The organism is Microcoleus sp. T3_D1 (genome assembly GCF_036700405.1).
GTDB lineage: Bacteria > Cyanobacteriota > Cyanobacteriia > Cyanobacteriales > Microcoleaceae > Microcoleus.
This window is the reverse complement of record NZ_JAUBOV010000181.1, coordinates 1-2,485: the sequence shown is the minus strand read 5'-3', so window position 1 is coordinate 2,485 and position 2,485 is coordinate 1. Positions and strand designations below refer to the sequence as shown.

General features: G+C 45.4%; 1 protein-coding gene. It reads right to left on the bottom strand.

Going from position 1 to position 2,485, the window contains the following annotated elements; genetic code table 11:
- Nucleotides 1–95: 95 nt before the first annotated feature.
- Complete coding sequence (ltrA, locus tag QT992_RS33210) at nucleotides 96–1,880, bottom strand: group II intron reverse transcriptase/maturase (RefSeq protein WP_333378725.1); 1,785 nt, start codon at nucleotides 1,878–1,880, stop codon at nucleotides 96–98.
- Nucleotides 1,881–2,485 lie beyond the last annotated feature (605 nt).

Genomic DNA, 2,485 nt, shown 5'->3' with positions numbered 1-2,485 from the left:
TATTAAACTCAGCGAGACTGTCACCAGTCTCGCTGGTCTTCAAAACCGTGCATGAGACTTTCACCTCACACGGCTCCTCAATGATTTGGCGCTTGTTACGCATACCTCATTACCCATTTACCATCGACTTTTTCAAGTTTTCTGGCGGGCTTAGGCTTGGCACTATTGCAGCCAGATTGGTTGCCGAGACTGCCATCGATAGCAGTCTTTGTGTCGTGGCAATGTCTGTGAATGAGTTGCCAATTATCGTAAGAATCTTTTCCACCTTGCGATTTAGGGATTCTGTGGTCAACTTCCATCACATCGTCTTCACGGAAAAACAAACCACAGTGGGTACACTTTCCTTTTTGCTTTTTCAGGAGTTTTGATACCCTACTTGGCATTTCTGGGTTGTTACCCATTCTTGTACTCCAGTAAACCAGGTTTCCGTTGTAGGTCGACGATTCGCCTTTAACTTTTATATGTCGCACTATTGGAGTGTCAGCATGATTAAGTAACCGAAGTGGTTTTAAACCTTCCTTCCTGGTTGCGAATACCCAGTTATCTCCGCCTATAGGTTGCCAATATTTCTTTGACACCCATTCCCCATTCTTTTTGGGGTGGCGGCGTTTTGCCCAAGCTCTTAACTTTTGGTACGTGAGGTCATCGATATCTGAGTAAGCTACCTTACTTACTACAGTCGCATAGTAGTTAGCCCATCCCCTAATAATAGGGTTTAAATGGCTGATTAACGCCGCTTGCGGTGCTGCCTTATGAGCTTCGATAACCAATGCGATTTGTTCGTAATGTACCTTTTGCTTCTGCTTGCTTGGGGTGATGATTGTTTTAAAACCCTGTTTCGAGTGATACTTTCCTGTTGGAAACTGTTGTATTGTGAAACCAAGAAAATCAAATCCCGGTTCCTCTTGCTCATACCGTACTAGGGTGTGGGCAAGTCTCGTTTTACTGGGTTTTAGTTCCAGACCCATGCCATGTAACCATTCAGAGATAATCTCTTTACATCTTTGAACAACGGTTATATCTTCGTGAATGATCACGAAGTCATCGGCATAACGAATCAGACTGAGACTCCTGTAATTGTCGAGTCTATTCTTTCCTCTTTTGGTAGGCAGGGTTTCTGCATACTGTTTGATTCGTTCTTCCATACCGTGTAGGGCGATATTTGCCAATAACGGAGAAATGACCCCGCCCTGTGGCGTACCCTCGGATGTTGGGAATAACTGCTCTCCATCCATCACTCCCGCTTTTAACCAGGCTCGAACTTGTCGGCGAATGGTAGGGAATGTATTTAATTTTCTCAGCAGTGCTTCCTGGTCGATGCGGTCGAAACATTTGGAAATATCGGCATCAAGCACGAATTTCGGCTTTTTCCGGGTTGAGTTAAAAATTGCTTCCACCGCATCTTGGCATGAGCGTCCAGGTCTGAACCCGTATGAGTTAGGTTCAAATCGCGCTTCCCATTCTGGTTCTAGTGCCAGTTTGACCAGCGCTTGCAAGGCTCGGTCTTTTATTGTAGGTATACCTAGAGGTCGTTTCTCTTCCGTTCCTGGCTTGGGAATCCATACTCGCCTAGTCGGACTAACCTTAGACCCCAGTTTTAAATTATTTACTAACTTCAAACGTGCTGCTGGGGACAAGGATTTCACCCCGTCCACTCCTGCCGTTTTCTTGCCAGTATTATCCTGGGTTACTCTACGAACCGATAATACCTTTGCTGACCAAGACTTCATCAGCGTCTTTTGGAGTCTGCGTATTGCTTTCACATCACCACGTTGAGAGGCTTGAAAAATTCTCTTTTGGAGCTTATAAACCTTACGTTCTAGCTTTCGCCAGTTCACTTGGTTCCATTCCACCGTAGTCTTTAAACTCGTTTTAGACATTTTTACTCACTACTTAAGACTTTTTCTTCCAAATCACCGTGAGTCCGTCTGCATATCCTGGGCATTACCCCAGACTTTCGCTTCTGACCCAATCTTTCCTACTCGCTGCATACGGTTAGCACCTACTACAGGGATTCGACCACCTGAGAGCAGACGAGAGGTTATCTCGTTCCGAATGACCATACTATGTACCTTTAGAGTGATACTATTCGCCGGGTTTATTGGAAGTGCTTATTGGTCAAGAGTCAACTTGCCAACTCCTTTATCCTGTGCCATTTTGGCTCCAGCGTATAAGCCTTATTCCGCTGGTTTTTAGTCACGACGATTCAAACGTATCTTCAAGCTGTTGCTTTACTCATGGGTACTTTGCTCGGTGAATACCAGATTAGGCTTCTAGTCTTATCACCTTTCATCCCCGCTTCAGGCTTTGATGGCTAGTCGCAAACCTGGGGGAAGTGCTGTCACCGCTGCACCTGCGGGGTAAGATTTGAGTGTTCTAGGGTACTGACTCTCACCTACATAGTCATTCAGTTGTCAAGGTTCTACACCTTGCGGCTAATCCCCCTAAACCCTGTTGGATTTTGTTTCTAGCCAACGATTCGCAC